Source organism: Micromonospora sp. AMSO31t, assembly GCF_008868175.1.
Classification (GTDB): domain Bacteria; phylum Actinomycetota; class Actinomycetes; order Mycobacteriales; family Micromonosporaceae; genus Micromonospora.
On record NZ_WBKT01000008.1, the window covers coordinates 60,949 to 84,915 of the forward strand.

General features: G+C 74.6%; 8 protein-coding genes. 3 read left to right on the top strand and 5 right to left on the bottom strand.

What is annotated here, in order from left to right; translation table 11 throughout:
• Positions 1 to 177: 177 nt before the first annotated feature.
• The 3 genes from F8274_RS31135 to F8274_RS03650 form a co-directional block, all read right to left on the bottom strand.
• The gene (locus F8274_RS31135) at positions 178 to 630 is read right to left on the bottom strand and encodes a helix-turn-helix transcriptional regulator (RefSeq protein ID WP_192579690.1); all 453 of its coding nucleotides are present in this window, start codon (positions 628 to 630) and stop codon (positions 178 to 180) included.
• 165 nt (positions 631 to 795) lie between these two features.
• Complete coding sequence (locus tag F8274_RS03645) at positions 796 to 2,058, bottom strand: cytochrome P450 (RefSeq protein WP_151460834.1); 1,263 nt, start codon at positions 2,056 to 2,058, stop codon at positions 796 to 798.
• A 259-nt stretch (positions 2,059 to 2,317) separates the two neighbouring features.
• A complete protein-coding gene (locus F8274_RS03650; RefSeq protein ID WP_151460835.1) occupies positions 2,318 to 3,223 on the bottom strand; it encodes an arginase family protein in 906 nt (301 codons plus the stop codon).
• 108 nt (positions 3,224 to 3,331) lie between these two features.
• On the opposite strand from F8274_RS03650, the gene F8274_RS03655 reads away from it, so the two are divergent.
• Complete coding sequence (locus F8274_RS03655; RefSeq protein ID WP_151460836.1) at positions 3,332 to 4,381, top strand: zinc-dependent alcohol dehydrogenase family protein; 1,050 nt, start codon at positions 3,332 to 3,334, stop codon at positions 4,379 to 4,381.
• Positions 4,382 to 4,435: 54 nt separating this feature from the next.
• Here the strand turns inward: F8274_RS03655 and F8274_RS03660 are convergent, their stop codons facing one another.
• Together F8274_RS03660 and F8274_RS03665 are read right to left on the bottom strand one after the other, a co-directional pair.
• Positions 4,436 to 7,675 (bottom strand): hypothetical protein, encoded by a 3,240-nt coding sequence (locus F8274_RS03660; protein WP_151460837.1) that lies wholly within the window; start codon positions 7,673 to 7,675, stop codon positions 4,436 to 4,438.
• Positions 7,676 to 7,925: 250 nt separating this feature from the next.
• Positions 7,926 to 8,831: an NAD(P)-dependent oxidoreductase gene (locus F8274_RS03665; RefSeq protein ID WP_151460838.1), complete on the bottom strand. Its 906-nt coding sequence runs from the start codon at positions 8,829 to 8,831 to the stop codon at positions 7,926 to 7,928.
• A gap of 716 nt (positions 8,832 to 9,547) precedes the next feature.
• On the opposite strand from F8274_RS03665, the gene F8274_RS03670 reads away from it, so the two are divergent.
• Positions 9,548 to 21,514 carry a non-ribosomal peptide synthetase/type I polyketide synthase gene (locus F8274_RS03670; protein ID WP_151460839.1) on the top strand — a complete coding sequence of 3,989 codons (11,967 nt, stop codon included), beginning with the start codon at positions 9,548 to 9,550 and terminating at the stop codon, positions 21,512 to 21,514.
• A gap of 71 nt (positions 21,515 to 21,585) precedes the next feature.
• Positions 21,586 to 23,967: non-ribosomal peptide synthetase (locus F8274_RS03675; RefSeq protein ID WP_192579691.1), on the top strand; the 2,382-nt coding region annotated here is incomplete at its 3' end.

The window sequence follows — 23,967 nt, forward strand, 5'->3', positions numbered from 1 at the left end:
AAGGCTGACTCCCCGCACTCATCAACGACGGTCTATCTGCATTTGCGGATTGCACGTTTCATTGCGCCGGAAGCCGTGCGCCCAGACCAGACCTGTCGGTGGTACAAACAGCCCGTACCAGCATCTGTACCCAGAGTTGGCAGCGCTGGCGGTGCGTGCCGGCCAGGCGTCCCCGCGTCAGCGCCGCGAGGGCGGCGCGGGCGGCGGGCCGTCGACCTCCGGCTGGCCGAGCACCTGGCCGATCAGTTCCCGCAACTCGTCGATGGCCGCCACGACCGCCTCCGGATCCCGCGCGTCGCGCCGGGCGGCCGGCGCCGGCTCCAGCCGCGCCACCTCGCCGAACCGGGGGCCGCGGCGACCGTCCGCGGCCAACTGCTCCGCGGCGACCTGGGGCCACAACGCCTCCAGCCGGCCACCGGTGCCCAGCACCTCGTCGCAGCGGACGGCGAACTCCTGGCTGCCGAACCGGCGGCCGGACTCGACCGCCGCGACCGTCTCCCGGCTGAACCGCACCCGCTCCGCCAGCGCCCGCTGGGTCAGCCCCTGCCGCGTCCGCCAGCGCCGCAACTCCGCGCGGAAGCGATGGCTGGCAGCAGAGTGAGCGGCGCTCGACGGGGGCGTGCGATCCATGTGCTCACCTTCGCGACGCCGGGTCGGCGTCGACATGAGATCGGGGCGGGGTGATGACTGGGCATTCGCAGGGGACAATTCTTAACCCATTCACCGACGGGTGTGAAGACATGACTCCGCTCCGTGACCGCCTCCGCAGGTCAGCGCCCGGCACGGCGACGCGGGTCAGGCCGCCGGCCGCTGGACGGCGGGCACCGCCGTGTCGACCACCACGGGCAGGCCGCGGTGCGCGCGGAACGCCACGTTCGGCTGGTACGACCGGCGGTGCCCGGGTGCCAGCCGCAGCCCGGGCACGGCCGCGGCGAGCCGGGTGAGGGCGATCCCGGCCTCCAGCCGCGCCAGTGCCGCTCCGATGCAGAAGTGCGGCCCGTGCCCGAAGGAGAGGTGGTCGGTCCCGTCCGTCCGCCCGGGGTCGAACCGGTTCGGGTGGGCGAACACCGCCGGGTCCCGGTTCGCGGCGCCGAGCAGCAGCAGGCAGCGCGCCCCGGCCGGGATGGTGACGCCGCCCAGCGTGACCGGCCGGTTGGTCACCCGCAGCCAGCCGTCGATGGCGGGCGCGAAGCGCAGCGTCTCGGTGAGGAACCCGGGCACCCGGTGCGGCTCGTCCGCGATCGCCCGCCACCGGTCGGGCTCGGCGAGCGCCTGGTCCAGCGCGTGGGCGAGCAGCCCGGCCGTGGTCTCGTGCCCGGCGACCAGGAGGTTGAACACGATGCTCGACACCTCGGCGACCGTGAGCACCTCGTCGTCGCCGTTCCGGTACGCGAGCAGCTGGTCGACGTACCCGTCGCCGGGCCGGTCACCGTCGAGCCGGTCGCGGACGAGCTGCTGGCAGTAGCGCCAGAACTCCAGCAGGCCCTGGGCGAGCCGGACCTGCTCCGCCGGCTCCGGCCGCCCCCAGACCAGGGCGATCTGGCCGTCCGCCCAGGCCCGGACCCGGGCGATGTCCCGCTCCGGCACGCCGAGGAGGTCGAGCAGGACCAGCAGGGGCAGCTCGGTGGTGAACTCGGGGACCAGGTCGACCCGCTGGCCGGCACGGGCGGCGAGGCGGGAGACCAGCTCGTCGACCCGGCGCCGGACGATCGCGCCGTACCGCTGCTCGACGCGGTCGGCGGTGTTGGCGAAGGTGGCCCGCAGCGCCCGGCGGGTGCGCGGGTGCACCGGCGGGTCGGCGGCGGCCGTGGTGGGCGGGGCGTCGATCTGCATGACGACGGCCAGCGCCTCCGGACAGACGTCGTAGACCGGCGCGAGAGTGAGCGCGTTGCCGAAGCTCTCGGTGTCACCGAGCGCCCGGCGCACGTCGGCGTGCCGGGTGATCAGCCACAGCCCGAGGTCCTCGTCGTGGTGCACCCCGCCCGGGGAGTCGAGGAGTTCCCGCCACACCTGCGCCGGGTCGGCGAGATACGCGCCGGCGAACGGATTCCACCGCATGACCGCCTCCTGAAATGGCGACCCGGCGACCCCGCGGGTGCCGGCACCATTCACGGTGCGCCCCTCGACGAATCAAGTCAAGATTTGTCGACGTCAATGGGATTTGCTTGGGAATTGAATTCCGCCGGTCCTGATAATTCCTTGCCGGTCTGCAACTTGCGCCCTGCCGATTGCGCAGCGGCACCCTCACTGAGCAGCGCGAACGACCTTACCGCGAGAGGTGGCAAAAAGGGGTACGCGCGCTCTGCTCACGCATAAATCACCCGTCCGGGGATTCGGTCAGGAGCCCGCCCAGCAACGCGACCAGCGTCGCCGCGTGGGCGCCGCCCGGATCCAGGTCCGGGCGGAAGTCGGCGATGCTCACGCCGATCAGCCGGGGCGAGGCGACAAGCGGCTCCAGCAGGTCGGCGAGCTGTCCGGGGTTCGGCCCACCGGGTTCCGGGTAGCTGACGGCCGGCAGGGCCGCCGGATCGAGGACGTCGCAGTCGACGTGCAGCCAGACGCCGCCGTCGACGTCGGCGAGCAGGGCCGCGGCGCTCTCGCCGCACCGCCGCGGCGCGCCGGCGACCGCCGGGGCGTCGAACCGCCGGATGGTGTCGGGCAGCCGGGCCACCTCCGCGGCGGCCTCCGGGTCCAGATCACGGGTACGGTGGCCCAGCAGCACCACGTCCGCGGGCGCGACGAGCGGCGCGGCCAGCCCGGCCGGCGCGGTGAGCTGCTCGGGACCGGAGCCCGTGAGGAGGGCCAGGTCCATGTCGGCCGTCTCCCCCGTCGGCGACGAGGGGCCGTCGAGGAAGTCCGGGTGCCCGTCGACGAACCAGAGCCCCACCCGATTCCGGTCCCGCCGCAGCCAGGGCAGGACGCCGAGCAGCAGGCTGCAGTCCCCGCCCAGCACCAGCGGCCGGCCGCCGGGCCGGCGCCCGGCCGCGGCGTCGAGCCAGTCGGCCAGCACCCGCGCCGCCCGGCCGGTCTGGCCCAGCGCGCGTACGCCGGTGGCGTCGTCCCGCCGGTCGTCGTCGATGACGATCGGCGCGTCCCCGGCGTCGTCGGGAACGAGGTCCGACAGCCCGGCCGCGCGCAGGGCGGCCGGGGCGAGCCGCTCACCCCGACCGAGGCCCGAGCAGTCCCACGGCGCCCCCACCAGATACCAACCCCGCGCAGCCACGCTCACATCCTGGCACCCGCCAGGCGCCGGAGCGGCGGTATGCGCGGGCCCGTCGCGCGCGGTGGCACCGCCCGTGGGAACCCCCGGGCGGCGTGTGAGGATGCCGGCATGCGTGCCGTGATCTTCGACGAGTTCGGTGCCCGACCCGAGGTCCGCGACGTCCCGGACCCGGTGGCGCCGCCCGACGGCGCGGTCGTCCGGGTCGAGGCGACCGGGCTGTGCCGCAGCGACTGGCACGGCTGGCAGGGGCACGACCCCGACATCCGCCCGCCGCACGTGCCGGGGCACGAGTTCGCCGGTGTGGTCGCGGCGGTCGGCGCCGGCGTCCGGGGCTGGCGGACCGGCGACCGGGTCACCGCTCCCTTCGTCTGCGCCTGCGGGCGGTGCCCCACCTGCCTGACCGGCGACCAGCAGGTCTGCGAGCGGCAGACCCAGCCCGGCTTCACCCACTGGGGCTCGTTCGCCGAGTACGTGGTGGTGCGGCACGCCGACGTCAACCTGGTCCGGCTCCCCGACGGCGTGGACCACCCGACCGCCGCGGCGCTCGGCTGCCGCTTCGCCACGGCGTTCCGGGCGGTGGTCGGTCAGGGGCGGGTGGCCGCGGGCGAGTGGGTGGCGGTGCACGGCTGCGGCGGGGTGGGCCTGTCGGCCGTGATGATCGCGGTGGCCTGCGGCGCGCGGGTCGTGGCGGTCGACATCGCCCCCGGCGCGCTCGACCTCGCCCGGCGCTTCGGGGCGGCGGTCTGCCTCGACGGCGGCGCGTTCGACGGGCCGGGCGCGGTGGCCGCGGCGGTCCGGGAGGCGACGGGCGGCGGGGCGCACCTGTCCCTCGACGCGCTGGGCAGTCACGCCACCTGCGTGGCGTCCATCGAGAGCCTGCGCCGGCGCGGCCGGCACGTGCAGGTCGGCCTCCTTCCCGCCGCCCGGGGCCGCCCGGCGCTGCCGATGGAGCTGGTGATCGCGTACGAGTTGGAGCTGCGGGGCAGCCACGGCATGGCCGCGCACGCCTACCCGGAGCTGCTCCGGCTGGTCACGGCCGGGGTGCTGCGCCCCGGCGAGCTGATCACCCGCACCATCGGCCTCGACGCGGTGCCCGACGCGCTGACCACCATGGACGGTCCGGCGACCGGCGGCATGTGCCTCGTCGTGCCCCGTTGAGAACGCCGCGGACCGGCCCGCCCCGGAAGGGCCGGACCGGTCCGCGGAACGGGCTCAGTTGACGGTCACCGAGACGGTCCTCGGCGGCTGCTGCACCTGCCCGTACGTGTCGACGCCCCGGATCGAGACCGTGTAGGTGCCCGCCGGGACCGCCGGCGAGGTGTACGCGAAGTTCGACCCCGGGGAGCCCGGGCTGGTGAGGAAGGACGCGATCCACGGGAAGTTCCCCGGGGTGCCCGGCGTGTTGAACGTGCCAGCCGCGTTCATCCCCTGACCCGCGCTGTTCGAGATCTGGATCTCCACGCGGAGCATCCCGATGTCGTCGACGGCCCGGCCGGTCACCACGATCCGGCCGCCGGTGTAGACCTCGCCCTCCACCGGGGTGATGCTCGGCTCCAGCCGCGGATCGAGGTCACCCGGGTAGACCAGGTACCGCGCCGTCGCGCCGGAGGTCGTGCCGTCCTGCTGGCCCGCCGTGTCGACGGCCCACGCCTCGACGCTGTACTCGCCCTTGGTCGGCAGGTCGATCGAGAGGGTGAACGGGGTGCTCGTCGCGCCCGGCGCGGCCAGCGTGGCGTTCACCGTGGCGAAGGCGGCCGCCATGGTGCCGTTCGGCTGCACGTAGCGGCCGGTGTCCAGGTCGCGCAGCGCCACCCGGACGCTCTGCACGCCCTTGTCGTCGGTCGCCGTGCCGGCCAGGTTGAGGTGCAACTGGTCGACGTTCTGGTCGACACCCGTGAAGCTCAGCCGGCCGTCCGGGAACGCGTCGCCGGGCACCTGGGCCGTGACGCTGAGCCGGCCCTGGTTGCTGCCCGAGGTCGTCAGGCCCAGGCTGTCGGTGGCGCGTACCCGGAAGTCGTAGACGCCCGGGGTGAGCGGCACGCTGGTGAACGACCAGGCGTACGACGCGGCGTTGAGGTTGGTCGGGGAGATCCGGTAGTAGGCCGCCACCGAGTCGGCGCCCCACGTGCCGTCGGCGGCCAGCGCCTCCCGCGTGGTGTTGTTGCGCAGGTAGATCTCGACCGACCGCACGGCGTCGTCATCCTGCGCCGTGCCGGCGAAGGTGATGGTGCCGCCCGGCCCGACGGTGACCGGTGCGGCCGCGGTCGGTGGGGTCATCGCCACGGGCGCGGTGATGGCCACGGTGGGCGGCACACCTGTCGACGAGACGGTCCAGTCCCGGGTGTCGCCGCGCAGGTCGCTCTGGCCGGTGGTGTCGATGGCCGTGGCGGTCATCTTCCACTGGCCCTCGATCGGCAGGGCCACCTCGACCTGCCAGGTGGTCGACAGCGCGCCGATCACGTCCGGCTCGCCGCGGAAGGTGTTGTAGACCGCGGCCACCGTCCCGTCGTCCTGGAGGTAGCGGTTGTCGGGGGTGCGGAACGAGTAGGTCAGCCCGCTGACGCCCTTGTCGTCGGTGGCGGTGCCGGTGGCGACGAAGGTCTTCGTGGCGAGCAGGCCGCCGGGCGGCGAGTCGATCCGCGTCGACGGCGGCAGGTCGTCGAACCGGAACGTCTCGATCTTCTTGACCGCCTTCGTGGGGTCACTGGTGTTGTTGCGGCCGAACGTCTTCGCCTGGATCTGGTAGACGCCGGAGGGCAGCGACACCGGGAGCGTCCACGTGGTCGAGGTGGCGTTCAGCGCGGCGACCGTGGCGTTGATGCTGTTGGACGCGCCCCACGTCGTCAGGTCGTCCTGGAGGTACTGGCTGGTGTTCTTGTTCTGGATCTCGGCCTGGACCCGGATGACGCCGGCCGGGGCGAGCGCCTGGCCGCCGAGCGTGAACGACTCGTTGGCCGGCTTCACGGCGCCCTCGATGGGGGTGACGATGGTGGTGTCGACCGCCGCCGGCGCGGGCACCGTGTTCAGGTCGAAGAAGCCGACCCGGCCGACGGTCTTGCCGCCCTTGACGTTGCCGTCGCCGCCGACGATCAGGCCGCGCGCGGTGGCCAGCATGGCCTTCTCACCCTCGTAGGAGTTGGAGCCGGGGTTCCACTCCAGCGCCGTGCCGGTCGTCGGGTCGAGCGCGCCGAGGTGGTCGCGGCGGACCACCTGGTCGCCGAGGCCGTAACCGCTCAGGCCCTGGCCGGTGCCGTAGCCGACGTTGTCCAGGCCGGGCCACGGGACGTTGGAGGTCGGCGACTCCTGCCAGCTGAAGTGGCCGCCCACGTACACGGCGGTGGCGGTGATGGCGACCGAGTAGACGCTGTCGAAGTGCCGCGACACCCAGAGCGGCTGGACGTTGTCGGCGCCGGTGAGCGGGTACGCGATGGCGGTGTCGTTGATCGGCGGGCGGTCGCCGCCCGAGCCGCTGGTGACGACGAAGTAGGAGTCGTCCGGGGCGATGTCACCGGCGAACACCCGCTGGATGCCGCCCACGAAGGAGAGGTTGTCCTCCCAGAGCCGGGTGCGCCACGGCAGCAGGGCCTTGGTGGCCGTGTTGATCAGCGCGACGCCGTAGCGGTCCTGGCCGGCGATCTGCCGGCCGGTGTGGACGACGAGCAGCTTGCTCCGGTCGTGGGTCAGCTTGAGCTGCTGCACGGTGAGCATGCCGCCGACCCCGATGCCACCGGTGAGCGGCAGGTTGAAGCCGGTGTCCACGGCGCCCGTGGTCGGGTTGAGCGCGACCAGGCCGGGGCGGTTCACCCCGTTGACCGTGGCGAACTGGCCGCCCACGTAGACCGCCGTGCCGCTCACGGCCAGCGCGGTCGCGCGGGCGTTCGCGGTCGCCGTGAACGCCGCGACCGGCGCGCCGGTGGTCGGGTTGAGCTTCACGATCTTCCGCTTCGTGACGCCGCCGACCGTGTTGAAGGACCCCGCGACGTAGAGCGCCGACCCGTCGGGCGACGCCTCGACGGCTTCGACGGACCCGTCGAACGTCGGCTTGAAGCCGGTGTCGACCTTCCCGGTGTCCAGGTTGTACGAGGCCAGCGACTTCTGCGCGATGGTCGCCCCGCCCACGTTGGCGATCGAGGTGAAGGTGCCGGCGATGAAGACCCGGTTGCCGATCACCTCCAGGTCCTTGATCTCGCCGTTGGTGATCCGCGGCGTGTCGGTACGCGGCGCCGTCGGCACCAGCCGGGTGTCCCCCGGCACCACCTGCGCCGCGGTGGCGACCGTGCGCGCCGCGCCGAGCGCGGCGCCGCCGTTCATCGCCGCCGCGCCGGTCTGCGCGGTGGTTGCGGCACCCGTGGCGGTGAGCTTGGTCGCCACGGTGCCCGCGACCGCCGGTACGCCCGTCACCACGACGGCCCCGGCGACCAGACCCGCGACGGTGCGACTCCAGACCTGCATCCAGTCAACTCCCTGTGAACGCCCGAGACGGCACCACCGGGTCGGTCCCCGGCAACGTCCACCCGCCCGCGTGCCGGACGTCACCGTAGAAGGCAGGGTCTTTTCGCGGTACCGCGGCGCACCCGGATTCCACCGCACGACACCAATTCCGGCCGCACCGGCGGGCCGCACCACCGTCGGATCCAGACCCACTCGCCCGATCGGATGGCGCGGCCCTGCTCACCGGAGCCCCGGCCGGCTGATCGGCGGATCAACCGGTGGGATCGACGTGGTCGCGCCAGGAGTGGCGCGGCCGGTAGCCCAGCACCCGGCGGGCCTTGTCGATGCTGAGCAGGGTCTCGTGCTCGCCGAGTTCCCGGCGGACCTCGACGTCCGGGTAGACCTCGGCCATCAGGCTGGCACTGGACCTGGTCATCACGGTGTCGGCGTTGGCGATGATGAAGACGTCGGCGCCGGGGCGGTCGTGGGCGAGCGCCCGCTCGACCGCCTGGGCGCCGTCGCGGGCGTCGATGTAGCCCCAGAGGTTCCAGCGGCGCAGGCGCGGGTCGGCGTCGAAGGTGGGGAACTCCGCGTAGTCCTCGACGTCCATCACGTTGGAGAAGCGCAGGCCGACCATGACGAGCTCCGGGTCCCAGCGGCAGAAGTGCCGCGCCATCTCCTCCTCGAGGGCCTTGTTCAGCGAGTACGTCGACTCCGGGCGCGGCGGGTACTCCTCGTCCACCGGCGCGTACGGCGGCGGGGTGTCGAACGGCAGCCCCAGCACGGTCTCGCTCGACGCCCACACCACCCGCTTGATCCCGGCCGCCCGGGCCGCGGCGAAGACGTTGTACGTCGCGGCCGAGTTGTTCGCGAAGGTCACCGCGTTGGGCAGCAGGCCGGGCGCCGGGACCGCCGCGAGGTGCACCACCGCCTCGACGCCGCCGGCGTGCTCGTCGGCGCCGCCGGTGAACGCCTCCACCACCTGCCCGTAGTCGGTGAGGTCGACCAGGAGGAACTCGCCGTCGACGTCGCGCGGGTCGCGCCCACCGGCGCGGTCCACCGCGAGCACGTCGACGCCCGCCCCGCGCAGGTGCGCGACCACGGCGCGACCGAGCTTTCCGGCGGCCCCGGTGACGACGACACGCCCGGGGAGGGAGGGCGGCAGAGGGTCGGTCATGCCGACATCCTTACCTGCCGCGCCCCGCGTCGCGCGCGCGGCCCGGGACTTCGCGCATCCGGTCGGGTGGAAACGGGGCCATGCGCACCATCCGCGCGCAATACAAAAACTGCCTCCGAAATGGAGATAGGGGCGGCGCAGGTGACCTGGAAGAGGCCATCACCCATCGATCCGGCCAATCGTCAACCTCCGGACATTCACCGGCCCCGGCCGCCTCACCACCCGGTGGACGGGCCTGCCGAGGACGCCGGTAGGTCCGGTGAAGGTGCAGGTGGCGGGCGGTGGATGGCCGGGCGGGCAGATGGCGACGCGTTGCGCAGTCAGAAAAGTTGCCGCCAATCGAGAAATAGACGAACGTGCGACCCGGCTGGCCGAACGCATCGACGACCGGCACGATCCGGGGATCCGGCCGAAGATCACCGATGCCATCATGTGGACAGGCATTTCCCATCGAGGGATCTGCACCTGTGGCACGAATGAGCTGATCACGAGGGCCGGCTGCGCCAATCTCCGATCTGCGGATCCGACCGCCGGTCGGCCGCGTCCCCGCCGCCCCGCGCCGTGCCCACGGCGGTGCTCGACCGGGCCGACCCGACCGCACGTCGGCCGGCCGTCAGCGACAGGTGTCCGATACCCGGTCACGAGCAACTGGTGGACCGGGCCGGCGCGTGGGCGGCGCTGTGCCGGCCGGTGCGCGAGCAGAGGAGGCGGACGCGATGACCGACGTCCTGAGGTCCCGGCGAACGACGCCGGACACCCCACTCCGGGACGGCCCGGTGGGCGCCGTACCGGCACCGGCCTCGGCCGCGCAACGCCAGATGTGGCAGCTCAGCCGCCTCGACCCCGGAACGGCCAGCTACCTGGTGCCGCTGGCGTACCGGCTGCACGGTCCGTTGGACGTGGCCGCCCTGTCGGCGGCGCTCGACGGGCTGGTGGCCCGGCACGCGGCGCTGCGCACCACCCTGGCGCCGGCCGCGGACGAGCCGGCCGGACCCACGGGCGACGAGCCGGCGCGGGACCTAATCCAGGTGGTCCACGAGTCGCGCCCGGGGCTGCTGCGGGTGCACGACCTCAGCGGGCTGCCCACCTGGCAGCGCGACCAGGAGTTGCGGGCCCGGATGCACGACGAGGCGGGCACCCCGATCGACCTGGAACGCGGCCCGGTGGTGCGGGCCCTCCTGCTGCGCTGCGCGCCGGAGGAGCACGTCCTCCTGCTGACCTTCCACCACGTCGCGGTCGACGAGTGGTCGCTCGGCATCCTGCACGAGGAGTGGGAACGGCTCTACGCCGCGCACCGCGCGGGGCGGCCGGCCGAGCTCGACCCGGTCGGCGCCGACCTCCGCGACCACGCGGCGTGGCAGGAGGACTGGCTCGACGGTCCGGAGGCGGCCGCCCAGCTCGACTACTGGCGCGAGCAGCTCGCGGACACGCCGGCCGTGCTGGAGCTGCCCACCCGCGGGCCCCGGCCCACCGTGCCGTCGAGCGCGGGAGCCAGCCTGGCGCTCCCGCTGGAGGTGTCCACGGAGGCCCTGATGGCGCTGTGCCGACGGATGGGCGTCTCCCCGTACATGGTCCTGCTCGCCGCGCTGCACGTGCTGCTGGCGCGCTGGACGGGGCAGCGCGACATCGTGGTGGGTACGCCGGTGGCCAACCGGCAGCGGGCCGAGGGGCAGAAACTCGTCGGGCTGCTTCTGAACACCGTCGCCGTCCGGGCCCGGCTGGACGACAACCCGTCGTTCGAGACGCTGCTCGGGCGGGTGCGCACCGCCGCCCTCGATGCCCTGGGCAGGCAGGAGCTTCCCTTCGGGACGCTGCTCGAATCGCTGCGTCCGGCCCGCCAGCCCGGCTTCACCCCGCTCTTCCAGGTGATGTTCGTGTACGGCCGCGAGGCGGCACCCCCGCACCTCGACGGCCTTGAGGTCACCTCGCTCGAGGTGCCCACCACCACCGCCAAGTTCGACCTCACGGTGTCGGTACGGGAGAACGCCGACGGCGTGCGGACCGTGCTGGAGTACCGCACCGACCTGTTCGACGACGACGCGATGAGGCGCCTCGCCGGACACTTCCAGACGCTGCTGCGGTCGCTGGTGACCGACCCGGGCGCGCCGGTCGGCTCCGCCGCGATGCTCGCCCCCGACGAGTACCGGCAGCTCGTCGTCGACTGGAACCGCACCGGGATCCCCACCGACCCGGACGACCTGGTCCACCTGCTGATCGAACGGCAGGCGCGCCGGACCCCCGACGGCGTGGCGGTGACCGACGGCGACACCGCGCTGAGCTATCACGAGTTGCACACCCGGGCCGAGGCGCTGGCGGAGACGCTGCGCGGGCGCGGCGTCGGCGTGGGCGGCCTGGTGGGTGTGCTCCTGCCGCGCTCGGTCCCGTTCGCCGTGGCGATCCTCGCCGTGCTGAAGACCGGCGCGGCCTACGTACCCATCGATCCGTCCAACCCGCCCGCCCGGCTGCGGCACATCCTCGACGACACGGCCACCCCGGTCGTGGTCACCCGCCCCGATCTGGCGCACCTGGTACCCGACGGCAGGGCACTGCTGGTGCCGGACCTGGACGCACCGGTCCCGGAGGCCGAGCCCGGTCCCGGCGCCGGCAGGCCGGGCGGCGGGCCGAAGCGACGGCAGCGGCGACGGCCGACACCGTCGGTGGACGACCTCGCGTACGTCATCTACACCTCCGGGTCGACGGGCCGCCCCAAGGGCGTCATGGTCACGCACCGCGGCGTGTGCAACCACCTGCGCTGGGCCGCCCAGGCCTTCCGGCTACGGCCCGGGGACACCGTCCCGCTGCAGTCGTCGGTCGCGTTCGACCTGGCCGTCACGAGCCTGCTGGTCCCACTGTCCGTCGGGGCCACCGTCCTGGTCGTCGGCGAGCACCTCGGACCTGCGGGGCTGGGCGAGGCGCTGCGCCGGCAACGGACGCCGTTCGGGCTGATCAAGATCACCCCCACCCAGCTCGACCTCGTCAGCCACCAGCTCGGCCCGGAGGAGATGGCCGACCGCACCCGCTGCTTCGTCATGGGCGGCGAGCTTCTGCGCGCCGACCAGGTGGCGCCCTGGCGGGCCCACGCGCCCGGGACGGCGCTGTTCAACGAGTACGGGCCGACGGAGACCGTGGTCGCCTGCACCGCCTACGAGGTGGGCCCGGCCACGCCGACCGACGGTTCCGTCCCCATCGGCCGGCCGATCGCCAACACCGGGCTGTACCTGCTCGACTCGTGGCTGAACCCGGTCCCGGCGGGCGTGACCGGCGAGCTGTACGTCGGAGGGGCCGGCGTGGCGCGCGGCTACCTGAACCAGCCGAGGTTGACGGCCGAGCGGTTCGTCCCGGACCCGTTCTCGTCCGTCCCCGGGGCTCGGCTGTACCGCACCGGCGACCTGGCGCGCCTGCTCCCCGACGGGAACCTCGAATACCTGGGCCGCATCGACAACCAGGTCAAGCTGCGCGGCTTCCGGGTGGAATGCGGCGAGATCGAGGCGGCCATCCGGCGGCGCCTGCCGGACAGCGACGTGACGGTACGGCTGCGCCGGGACGACCCCGACGACCCGCAGCTGGTCGCGTACGTGGCGGGCGCGGCGGAGAACGACCGCGACGCCCCGGCCCTTCGGGCAGACCTGGCCACCGAGCTGCCGCCGTACCTGGTTCCCGGCGCGTTCGTCTTCCTCGACGCGCTGCCGCTGACCGGCAACGGGAAGGTGGACGCCGCCGCGCTGCCCGCTCCCCGTCGTGCGCCGGAGCTGCCGCGGCAACGGTCCGTACCCGGGCAGGATCCGCCCGCGGCGTCGGAACCGCCGGTGGCCGCGCCCGCCGGCGCCGGTCCGGCCGGGTGGGACGCGGCTCGGGTACGCCTCGACCGGCTGGTCGTCGACGTGTGGCGCGACGTGCTCGGCGTGGACCAGGTCGGGGTGCGGGACAACTTCTTCGACCTCGGCGGCCACTCGATGCGCCTGCTGACCGTCCTCGAGCGGCTGCGCGCCCGGCTGGGCGACGTCGTCACGGTCACCGACCTGTTCCGGCATCCCACGGTGGAGTCCCTGGCGGCGTTCCTGACCACCGCCACCGGTGGGGCGGCGCCCCCTGCGGCCGCCCGGCACCCCGCGCCGGCCGCCGTCGCACTGCCCCGGACCGGCGCGCACGCCGACACCGGCCGGCCCGGCGGCCTGATCGCCGTCGTCGGCCTGGCCTGCCGCTTCCCCGGCGCGCGGACGGTCGACCAGTACTGGGACAACATCCGCGGCGGGGTGGATTCGGTCCGGGAGTTCAGTGTCGGGGAGATGCTGGCCGACGGGGCGGACCCGACCCGGATCGACGACCCCGCGTACGTCCGGGCCGGCACCTGGCTGCCCGGGATCGACGAGTTCGACGCCGCCTTCTTCGGCCTCACGCCGCGTGAGGCGGAGACCCTCGACCCGCAGCACCGGCTCCTGCTCGAGTGCGCCTGGCACGCGCTGGAGCACGCCGGCTACGACCCGGCCGCCCATGCCGGCCGGATCGGCCTGTTCGCCGGGGCGGGTCGCAACACCTACCTCCTGGATCATCTGATCGGCCGGCCCGAGCTGCTGAGCTCCATCGGCGAGCATCAGCTCTCCATCAGCAACGACAAGGACTTCCTGCTCAGCCGGGTCGCCTACAAGCTCGACCTCACCGGTCCCGCCGTCACCGTCGCCACGGCCTGTTCGACCTCGCTGGTGGCCGTGCACCTCGGCCGGCAGAGCCTGCTGGCCGGCGAGTCCGACCTGGTCCTGGCCGGCGGGGTCAACGTCCTGCCCGCACAGCGGCGCGGCTACCTGTACCACGACGGCGGGGTGTACTCCCCCGACGGGCACTGCCGCCCGTTCAGCGCGGACGCGCGCGGCAGCTTCGAATCCAGCGGTGTGGGGATCGTGGCGCTCAAGCGGCTGGAGGACGCCGTCGCGGACCACGACACGATCTACGCCGTCATCCGCGGTTCCGCCGTCAACAACGACGGAGCCCGCCGCACCGGGTACACCGCGCCGGGCGTCGACGGCCAGGTCGACGTGGTCACCAGGGCGCTGGCGGCGGCCGGCGTGGAGCCGCGTTCGGTGAGCTACCTGGAGGCCCACGGGACGGGCACGAGCCTCGGCGACCCCATCGAGGTGACCGCGCTGACGGAGGCGTTCCGGCGCGGCACCGCCGAGCGCGGCTTCTGCGCCCTCGGCTCCGTCAAGGCCAACATCGGGCACACCGACACCGCGGCCGGTGTCGCCGGCCTGATCAAGACGATCATGGCGCTGCACAGCCGTACGCTGCCCCCGACGATCAACGTGAGCCGGCCCAACCCGGCGATCGACTTCGCGGGCAGCCCCTTCTACCTCAACGACACGGCCCGCCCGTGGCCCGCCGACGACGGGCCTCGCCGGGCCGGGGTCAGCTCGTTCGGCATGGGCGGCACGAACGCCCACGTCGTCCTGGAGGAACCGCCGGCCAGGACGATCGCGCCGCCCCCCGCACCGACCGCGGGGCCGCAGCTGCTGGTCGTGTCGGCCCGGACGGTCGAGTCGCTGGAGCGCGGGACGCGCCAGGTCGGCGCCTGGCTCGACGCGCATCCCGAGGTGGACCTCGGGGACGTCGCGGCCAACCTGGGCCGGCGACAGTCGATGCCCCACCGGCGTTTCCTCGTCGCGGGGGACCGCACCGACGTGCTGGACGCGCTCGACTCGCCGCAGCGGCAGTTCACCGCCGCCCACCCCGGCGGCCGGCGACCGCTGGTGTTCGCCTTTCCCGGGCACGGCGCGCAGCACGTGGCGATGGGCGCCGGCCTGTACCGCGCGGAGCCGACCTACCGGGCCGTGGTGGACGAGTGCGCCGAGCTGCTCCGCGACGACCTGGGGCTCGACCTGCGTACCGTGCTCTGCCCGGCGGCCGACGGCCACGCCGAGGCCGAGCGGCTGCTCGCACACCCCCGGCTGGTCCAGCCCGCGCTGTTCGTCACCGGGTACGCGCTCGCCCGGTCGCTGCTCACCCGGGGGGTGACCCCGGACCTCATGGTGGGGCACAGCCTCGGTGAGTACGTCGCCGCGTGCGTCGCCGGCGTCTTCTCCCTGCCGGACGCGTTGCGGCTGGTGAGCGCCCGGGGCGAGCTGGTCGAGCGGACCCCGGCCGGGGCGATGCTCGCGGTGAGCCTGCCCGAGACCGCGGTGGCCGGGTTGCTGGACGACCGGGTGTCGCTGGCGGCCGTCAATGCCCCGGAGCTGTGCGTGCTCTCCGGCGACCCGGAGGCGGTCGGGGCACTTCGCGAGCGGCTGACCGCCGACGGGGTCGACTGCCGGCCGCTGCGGGTCACGCGCGGCTACCACTCCGCCCTGCTCGATCCGGTCCTCGACGAGTTCGCCGACCACGCCCGCCGGGTCGCCCTCCGGGAACCCGAGCGCCCCTACCTGAGCAACCTGACCGGCGGTCCCGTCACCCCCGGGCAGGTCACCGACCCGGGGTACTGGGTGCGGCACATGCGCGAGCCGGTGCGGTTCGCCGAGTCCGCCGCGCTCCTCGCCGAGCAGGACGTGCTCGTCGCCGAGCTGGGCCCCGGGCACGCCCTCGGCGGCCTGGCGCGGCTGGCCGGCCTGCCGCCCGGCCAGGCGGTGGCGGCGATGCGGCACCCACGCCAGGACGGCGACGACCTCGTCACGCTGCTCGACGCGGTCGGCCGGATGTGGCTGGCCGGCGTACCGGTCGACTGGAGCCGGTTCCACGGTGGCCCGCGCCGCCGGCTGGCCCTGCCCGGCTACCCGTTCGAGCGGCGCCGGTACTGGGTGGACCCCGCCCCGCGGGCGGGTGTGGCGAGCCCCGCACCCGCCACGCCGGCCGCTCCCCCGGCGGCCCCGGACGCGCCCGAGCCCGTCGACGCCGGCAACCGCCCGGCCCTGAGCACGGCCTACGTCGCCCCCAGCACTCCGGAGCAGCGGTGCGTGGCGGAGATCTGGGCCGAGCTGCTGGGCATCTCGCCGATCGGCGCGCTCGACAACTTCTTCGAGCTGGGTGGGCACTCGCTGCTCGCCACCCAGTTCGTCGTGCGGCTCCGGGCCCGGCTCGGCGTGGCGCTGCCGCTCGAGACGGTCTTCGCGCAGTCGACCGTCGCCGGGATCGCGGCGGCGCTGCCGACCACCGTGGAGGCACCCGCCGCCGTCGAGCCGGTCGCCGCCGTCGAACCCGCCGCCGCCGCCGAGCCGGCCGCCGCCGCGCCGGTCGCGCCGAGCATCCCCCGCGCCGCCGCCGACGCCGGCCCGGCGCCGCTCTCCTCGGGGCAGCACCGGCTGTGGTTCCTCGACCAGGCCTACACGCAGAACGCCTACACCGTCAGCACCGCGCTGCTGCTGGACGGCGCCCTCGACGTCGACGCGCTGCGCGGGGCGCTGGCCGAGCTGGTCCGGCGCCACGAGTCGCTGCGTACCGTCTTCCCGCTCGGCCCCGACGGCGACCCCGTCCAGGAGGTCCGGCCGCCGGGCCCGGTCGACCTGCCGGTCCGCACCGCGCCGGCCGGGGCGGACGACGGGGTGGCAGGGCCGCGCAGCATCGTCGGGTCGGCGGTCGCCGACGCGGTGCCGCAATGGGTTCACGCGGCCCTGGCCGACGACGTCCGACGCCCGTTCGACCTGGCCCGCGGGCCGCTGTTCCGGGCCGTTCTGCTCCGGGTCGCCGACGACCGGCACGTGCTGTCGCTGACCATGCACCACAACGTCTCCGACGGCTGGTCCCTCGGCATCGTGGCCGGCGAGGTGGCCACGCTCTACGACGCCGTCCTCGACGGCCGTCCCTCCCCCCTGCCGGAACTGGCCGTCCAGTACGGCGACTACGCGCGCTGGCAGCGCGCCCGGATGGCGGACACCGACAGCGACGACATGCGGTACTGGCGGCGGCAGCTCGACGGTGTGGCGAGCGTCCTGGAGGTGCCGACCGACCGGCCCCGGCCGCCGGTGCAGACCTTCCACGGCGCGGTGCGCGCCCACGTGCTGCCCCCGCGTGTCGCCGACGAGCTGCGCCGGTTCAGCCAGGCCCGGGGCGCCACCCTGGCCATGACGGTGCTGGCCGCGCTGAAGGCTCTGCTCTGGCGCTACACCGGCCAGCGCGACATCTGCGTCGGCACCCCGGTCGCCGGACGGGTTCGCGCCGAGCTCGAACCGATGGTCGGCTTCTTCGTCAACATGCTGCCGCTGCGAACCGTCATCGACGGCGACTGGACCTTCGAGGAGTTGCTCGGGCAGGTGCGGCGCACGGCGCTGGGGGCGTACGACCACCAGGAGGTGCCGTTCGAGCGGCTGGTAGACCTCGTCGACGCGCCCCGCGACCTCAGCCGCAACCCGCTCTTCCAGGTCATGTTCAACATGCTCAACGTCCCCGAACAGGACCTGCGCACGAGCCGGTTGCGGATCGTCCCGTTCGACGTCGAGCCGGGCATCGCCCAGCAGGACCTGGCTCTGTACGCGTACGAGCTGGACGAGGGGCTGCGGTTCCGGTTGGAGTACAACACCGACCTGTTCGACGCGGCGACCGCCGAACGGATGATGGGACACCTGGAGACGCTGCTCGCCGCCGCCGTCGCCGACCCCGGTGTCCGGCTCGCGGACGTGGCCGTCCTCACCCCCGCCGAACTGGCCCGGGTCGCCGAGTGGAACGACACCGCCGTCGAGCCCGGTTGGGCCACCCCGGGCCGCCCGGCGCCGACCCTCGTCGCGCTGATCGAACACCAGGTCGCGGCGAACCCGGACCGGCCCGCCGTGACGTTCGGGGCGACCACGCTCACGTACGCGGAGCTGAACGCCCGGGCCAACCGGCTCGCCCACCGGCTCCGCCGGGCCGGCGTCGGCCCGGACGTCCCGGTCGCCGTCTGCCTGCACCGGTCGCACGAGCTGCCGGTCACGCTGGTCGGCGTGCTCAAGGCGGGCGGCGCGTACGTCCCGGTGGACCCCGACTACCCGGTCGATCGGCAGCGGTACGTGCTGGCGCACAGCGGGGCCGCGGTCCTGGTCACCGAGACCGACCTCGCCGACCGGTTCGCCGGGTTCGGCGGCGAGGTGGTGCACGGCGCGGCGATGACGGGCGCGGAGCCGGAGACCGACCCCGAGCCGCTGGCCGGGCCGGACGACCTGGCGTACGTCATCTACACGTCCGGCTCGACGGGCCGCCCCAAGGGCGTCCGGGTGGCCCACGGCGCCGTGGTCAACACCCTGGCCGCCATGCGCGAGCGGCCCGGCCTGACCGCCGACGGCACGATGCTGGCGATGGCGAGCTTCGCCTTCGACATGTCGGTGCCGGAACTGTTCCTGCCGCTCGTGGTCGGTGCCCGGATGCTGATGGTGGGTCGCGACGTCGCCTACGACGCGACCCGGCTGGCCGACCTGCTCGTCGCGGAAGGGGTCACCCTGGCCCAGGGCACCCCGGCGGCCTGGCGGCTGCTGATCGAGTCCGGCTGGACCGGGATGCCCGACCTGACGGCCGTGTGCGGCGGCGAGGCGGTGTCCGCGCCGCTGGCCCGGCGGTTGGCCGAGCGGGTGGGCGCGTTGTGGAACCTCTACGGCCCCACCGAGGCCGCCGTCTGGACCACCATGGACCGGATCGAGCCCGGCTTCACGCACCTCACCGTCGGCCGCCCGATCGGCAACATGCGCGTCCACGTGCTCGACGCGGAGCTGTCCCCCGTCCCGATCGGGGTGCTGGGTGAGCTGTACCTCGGCGGCGCGGGGCTGGCCCGCGACTACCACGACGACCCGGACCTCACCGCGCAGCGGTTCGTGCCCGACCCGAACGGTGGGGGCCGGCTGTACCGCACCGGCGACCTCGGCCGGTGGCTGGCCGACGGCCGCATCGAGTTCGTCGGCCGCAGCGACTCCCAGGTGAAGGTGCGCGGGTTCCGCATCGAACTCGGCGAGATCGAGGCGGTGCTGCGCCGCCACGAGTCGGTCCGCGACGCCGCCGTGGTGGTCCGCGAGGACGAGGGCGAGAAGGCGATCGTGGCGTACCTGACGCTGGGCGCCGGGACGGAGCCCGACGCGGACGCCGACCGGGCGGCGGACGTCACCCCCGACTTCGACGTCGACCCGGCGCCGTGGCGGGCCTTCGCGCGCACCTACCTGCCGGACTACATGGTGCCGTCCGCGTTCGTGGTGCTCGACCGGATGCCGCTCAACGCCAACCGCAAGGTCGACCGGGCGGCCCTGCCGGCGCCCCGGCGCGGCGGCGCCGCCATCGGGGCCGCCCCGCCGGACACCCCGCTGCGCAAGGCACTGGCCGAGCGGTGGGCTGCGGTGCTCGGGTACGACAGCGTCGGCATCGACGACGACTTCTTCGACCTCGGCGGCGACTCCTTCAAGGCCATCAAGGCGCTGGCCGGGAACGACCCGGCGATCAGCGTCCTCGACCTGTTCCGCCACCCGACGATCCGGTCCCTGACCGAGCACCTGGACGCGACCGGGGGCTCCGTCGGACGGCTGCTGCACGAGCTGACCCCGGCCCGGCCGGCGGCGCCGACGCGGCTGACGCTGGTCTGCGTACCGTTCGGCGGTGGCAGCGCAATCACCTTCCAGCCCCTTGCCGACGCCCTCCCGGCGGGCGTGGCGCTGTACGCGCTGGAGCGGCCGGGTCACGACGTGAACCGCCCGGACGAACCCCTGCTCGGCATGGACGAGCTGGTGGACCGCTGCGTCGCCGAGGTCGTCGAGGGGATCACCGGGCCGGTGGCCGTGTACGGGCACTGCGTGGGCGGCGCCGAGGCGGTGGAGCTGAGCCGCCGGCTCGAGGCGGCCGGCGTGGAACTGACCGGCGTGGTCATCGGCGCCCACTTCCCCGCCCCCAGGCTGCCCGGCCGGCTGTTCACCTGGCTGCGGCGCCGGTTCCCCGTGGAGCGCTGGACGTCGAAGCGGCGAACCCTGGAAGGGCTGCGCGCGATGGGCTTCTTCACCGAGGTCTTCGACGAGCGCGAGAAGGACTTCGTGATGCGCGTGGTCCTGGCCGACGCCGCGCAGGGCGAGGACTACTACACCGACGTCTACACGACCGGTCTGCCCCGGAAGCTCTCGGTCCCGATCGTCTGCGTCGTGGGCACCGGCGACCGCGCCACGCAGTTGTACCAGGAGCGGTACCTGGAGTGGGAGTTCTTCTCCGACCGGGTGTCGCTGGAGGTCATCGAGGGCGCCGGCCACTACTTCGCCAAGTACCAGCCCGACGAGGTGGCGCGGATCATCCTGTCGACCTGCGACCCGACGGCCGCGCCGGCGCGGGCGTCCACCTCGGATGCGGCGCCCGCGACGGAACCGCGGGAGCCCGCCGTCCCGGCCGCCCAGCGGCCCGCCGCACGACGGGCGATGCCCAGCCTGGCGGTGTTCTACCTGATCGCGATCGGTCAACTCGTCTCGCTCATCGGCAGCGGGCTGACCGGCTTCGGCATGAGCCTCTGGGTCTACCAGCGGACCGGGTCGGTGTCGCTGTTCGCCACGGCCACCGTGCTGGCGCTGCTGCCCGCCGTGGTCCTCTCCCCCGTCGCCGGCGCGCTGGCCGACCGGTGGGACCGAAGACGGATCATGATCCTCGCGGACTGCCTGGCCGCCACCGGGACGGTGAGCCTCGCGCTGCTGCTCTGGCTCGGCCAGCTCCAGCTCTGGCACGTGTTCACCGCGATCACCGTCACCGCGGTGGCCACCGCCTTCCAGCACCCCGCCTACCTGGCGGCCGTCACGCAACTGGTGCCGAAGCGGTACTACGGGCGCGCCAACGGCATCGTGTCCCTCGGCACGGCGACGAGCACGGTGCTGGCGCCGCTGGTCGGCGGCGCGCTGGTGATCGCGGTCGGGCTGCGCGGGATCGTCGTCATCGACCTGCTCACCTTCGCCGTGGCGGTGCTCGTCACGCTGTCGGTCCGCTTCCCGGACACCCTGTTCGTCAAGCGGGAGGAGCCGTTCCGGCGGGCCGTCCTCGGCGGCTGGCGGTTCATCGTCCGCCGGCACGGCCTGGTCGCCCTGGTGGTGCTGGTCGCCTCGCTGAACTACTTCTTCGCCATGGTCGAGGTCCTGGTCACCCCACTCACCCTGTCGTTCGGCGACCCGGCGGTGCTCGGCCGGGTGCTCGCCGCCAGCGGCGTCGGCATGGTGGTCGGCTCGGTGCTCATGGGCGTGTGGGGCGGCACGGCCCGGCGGACCACCGGCATCCTGGCCAGCGTCGTGCTGCTGGGCGTCTCGCTGCTCACCGTCGGCCTGCACCCGAGCCCGCTGTTCCCGACGCTCGGCCTGTTCGGGATGGGTCTGGCCACCGCGCTGGTGAATACCCACTGGCTGGCCATCGTGCAGGCCAAGGTGGGGCTCGAACTCCAGGGCCGGGTGCTGTCCATGGCCCAGATGTTGTCCTGGCTCATGGTGCCGGCCGGCTTCCTCAGCGCCGGCCCGCTCGCCGCGCACGTCTTCGCCCCGCTGGTGTCCTCCGGCGGTGCGCTGGCCGCCGTCGTCGGCACCGGACCGGGCCGCGGCATGGCCCTCGCGGCGATCGTGGCCGGGCTCTGCGCGCTCGCCCTGGCCGCCGCCGGCATCGCCTACCGCCCGATCCGCAACGTCGAGGACGAGCTGCCCGACAGTGTCCCCGGTGGGATCGTCCTCGCCGACAAGGACCGCGTGCAGGAGGCGGCGGACCGGGAGCTGACACTGCTCAGGAGCGGAGGTACGCGCCGGTGAGCGCACCGACCCGACCTGCCGGCCCGACGCGCCGGAGCACCGGCCGGCGCGCGACCGGTGATCCGGCCCCCGTGGACTGCCTGCACCGGATGGTGGCCGCGCAGGCCGCCCGTACCCCGGACGCCGAGGCGGTCCGGCACGGCGGCCGGGCGCTGTCCTACCGGGAGCTGGACGAGGCGGCGAACCGGCTGGCCCGGGTGCTGCTGCGGCGCGGCGTGACCCGCGAGGACCGGGTGGGCGTCTGCCTGCCGCGCACCCCCGAGCTGGTGGTCGCCCTGCTCGCCGTGCTCCGGGCCGGCGCCGCCTACGTGCCGCTGGACCCGGCGTACCCGCCGGCCCGGGTGGCGTTCATGGCCGCCGACTCCGGGGTGCGGCTGGTGCTGACCCGCGCCGACCTCGCCGGCCGGTTCCCCGACACGGCGGTCCCGGTCGACCGGCTCGACCCGGAGGAGGACGGCACCGACCCGGCGGTGCCGGCCACGCCGGCCGATCTGGCGTACGTCATCTACACCTCCGGCTCGACCGGGCGACCCAAGGGCGTGGCCATCGAGCACCGCTCGGCGTCGGTGCTCATGCACTGGGTCCGGCAGACCTTCGACGACGCCGAACTGGGCGGCCTGCTCGCCGCCACCTCGGTCTGCTTCGACCTGTCGGTCTTCGAGATCTTCGGCCCGCTCTGCTGGGGCGGCCGGGTGCTGCTCGTCGACGACGTGCTGGCGCTCGCCGCCCCCGGCGCGGACCGGCTGCCGGTCACCCTGGTCAACACCGTGCCCTCCGCGATGGGGGAACTGCTCACCGCGTCGGCCCTGCCGGCGAGCGTGCGCACCGTCTGCCTGGCCGGCGAGCCGCTGACCGCCGCGCTGGCCGCCCGGGTCTGGTCCCGCCCGCACGTCCGCCGGCTCTGCAACCTCTACGGCCCCTCGGAGGACACCACCTACTCCACCTGGGCGGAGGTGCCACCGGACGGCGGGGACCCGCCGATCGGCCGGCCGCTGCCGCAGACCCGCGCCTACGTCCTCGACCCGGACGGCCGACCGGTCGCGCCGGGCGAGCCGGGCGAGCTGCACCTGGCCGGGGCGGGCCTGGCCCGGGGCTATCTCGACCGGCCGGAGGAGACCAGGGCCCGGTTCCTGCCCGACCCGTTCCGGCCCGGCGAGCGGATGTACCGCACCGGCGACCGGGTCCGGCTGCGGCCGGATGGGCAGCTCGCGTACCTGGGCCGGCTCGACGACCAGGTGAAGCTGCGGGGCTACCGGATCGAGCTGGGTGAGGTGGCGGTCCGCCTCGCCGCCCTGCCCGGCGTAACCGAGGCGACCGCCGCCGTGCGGCCCGGTCCGAGCGGGGACCCGCTGCTGGTCGGCTACCTGGTGGGCGAGCGGCGCGACGACGTCCGGGCCCGGCTGGCCGAGACGCTGCCCGCCCCGCTGGTCCCCGGGGCCGTGGTCTGGCTGGACCGGCTGCCCACGCTGCCCAACGGCAAGGTGGACCGCGCCGCCCTGCCCGCACCCACCCTGGGCGACGACACCGCCGGGCACGCCACGCTCGACGGCACGGCCGGCACGGTGGCCGTGATCTGGCACGAGCTGCTCGGCGTGCCGGTGACCGGCGCCGACAGCGACTTCCTCGCCCTCGGCGGCGACTCCCTGCTCGCGGTCCGCTGCGCCACCCGGCTGGCCGCCGCCACCGGCCGGCCGGTCCGGCCCGGCGACCTCTTCGCTCACCCGACCGTCGCCGCGCTGGCCGCCCACCTCGACGGGCTGGCCGCCGACCCGGACCCGGTCGCCGCACCGCCCGGCGCGGCGCCGGACGGCCCCGCCCCGCTCTCCGCCGCGCAGGCCCGGCTCTGGTTCCTGCACCGGCTCGACCCGGCCGACACCTCCTACCTGCTGGCCTTCGCGGTCCGGTTCGCCACGCCGCTGGACCCGGACCGGCTGGCCCGGGCGCTGCGCCGGGTGGTCGACCGGCATCCGGCCCTGCGCACGGTCTTCCCGTCCGGCCCGGACGGGGCGGTGCAGCACGTCGGCCCCGCCGCCGACATCGCGCCGGCCGTCGCGCCGGCCGACCCGGGCACGCCGCTCGACGCCCGGCTGCGGCAGCTTGCCGCCGAGGCCACCCGGGCGCCCATGGACCTGGCCGCCGGCCCGCTGCTCCGCGCCCACCTGGTGCCGGACGGCACCGGTGACGCGCTCGCGCTGCTGCTGGTCGTGCACCACATCGTCTGCGACGACTGGTCGTTCGGCGTGCTCGTGCGGGACCTGGCCCGGGCGTACGACCGCGAGGGCGAGACCGCGGCGGCGCGCGAACGGCCGGCGGGCGGCCCGGCGACGTTCGCCCTGGCCCAGCGGGACTGGCTGGCCGGGCCGGCGGGCCGGCGGGCGGTGGCCGAGGTGCTCGACGAGCTGCGCGGCGCTCCGGACCTGCTCGACCTGCCCGCCGCCCCACCCCGGCGGACC